We start from the raw sequence: 1,231 nt of genomic DNA, 5'->3' as shown, positions 1-1,231 counted from the left end.
CGAAATGCTTGAAGACGTCCTTGGCCGGGCCGGAAGCGCCGAAGCTCTTCATGCCGATGAAGGTGCCTTCCGGACCGATGAACGCATCCCAGCCTTCGCGAACGGCGGCTTCGACGGCGATCTTGACCGGCGAGTTGCCGAGCACTTCCTTGCGGTAGGCATCCGGCTGTTCGAAGAACAGTTCGGTGCAGGGCACGGAAACGACGCGGACGGAAATGCCCTTGGCTTCGAGCGTGGCGCGGGCGGCAACGGCGAGTTCGACTTCAGAGCCCGAAGCGAAGATCGTCACCTTGGCGTCGGCCTTGCCGGCCAGCGTATAGGCGCCCTTGGTCGTCAGGTTCTCTTCCGAATATTCGGTACGAACCGTCGTTAGGTTCTGACGGGTCAAGGCCAGCGCGGTCGGGCGGTTCTTCGTCTTCAGCGCGATCTGCCAGGCTTCCGCCGTCTCGGTGACGTCGGCCGGACGGAAGACCAGCAGGTTCGGAACGGCGCGCAGGCTCGGCACCTGTTCGACCGGCTGGTGGGTCGGGCCATCTTCGCCGACGCCGATCGAGTCATGCGTCAGGACGTGGACGAGGCGGATACCCATCAGGGCGGCGAGGCGGATCGGCGGACGGCAATAGTCCGAGAAGATCATGAAACCGCCGCCATAGGGGATCAGACCGCCGTGCAGCGAGATGCCGTTCATGGCCGAGGCCATGCCGTGTTCGCGGATACCCCAGTGCATATAGCGGCCGGAGAAGTCGGTCGGCGTGATCGAGACCATCTGGCTGGTCTTAGTGTTGTTCGAAGGCGTCAGGTCGGCGGAGCCGCCGAGCGTTTCCGGCAGAAGGCCGTTGATCACTTCAAGCACGTCCTCGGACGCCTTGCGGGTGGCGACTGTCGGCTTGGTCTCGACGATTTTCTTCTTCAGTTCGCTGATCGCAGCGTCGAAGCCTTCAGGCAGATCACCAGCAAAGCGGCGGCTGAATTCAGCATTGTGAGCCGACTTTGCGAGGCCAGCTTCCCAGGACTTGACCAGATCGACCGAGCGGGCACCGGCGGTGCGCCATGCGTCGAGAACGTCGGCCGGGATGACGAAAGGTTCGGCTTCCCAGTTCAGAGCCTTGCGGGTAGCGGCGATTTCCTCGGCACCGAGCGGGTTGCCGTGAACCTTGTGGCTGCCCTGCTTGTTCGGAGCGCCGAAGCCGATGATCGTCTTGCAGGCGATGAAGGTCGGGCGGTCGGACTT

Annotated in this window: 1 protein-coding gene; it reads right to left on the bottom strand. The window is 63.4% G+C overall.

Going from position 1 to position 1,231, the window contains the following annotated elements; translation table 11 throughout:
- Nucleotides 1-1,231 (bottom strand): transketolase-like TK C-terminal-containing protein (locus AC1DJO_RS29820; protein WP_477974129.1); only part of this gene is annotated, 1,231 nt, incomplete at both ends.

This window comes from Rhizobium sp. 05N430, from assembly GCF_056396985.1.
Note: the sequence above shows the minus strand (reverse complement) of the source record. Positions and strands in the feature narration are given on the sequence as shown.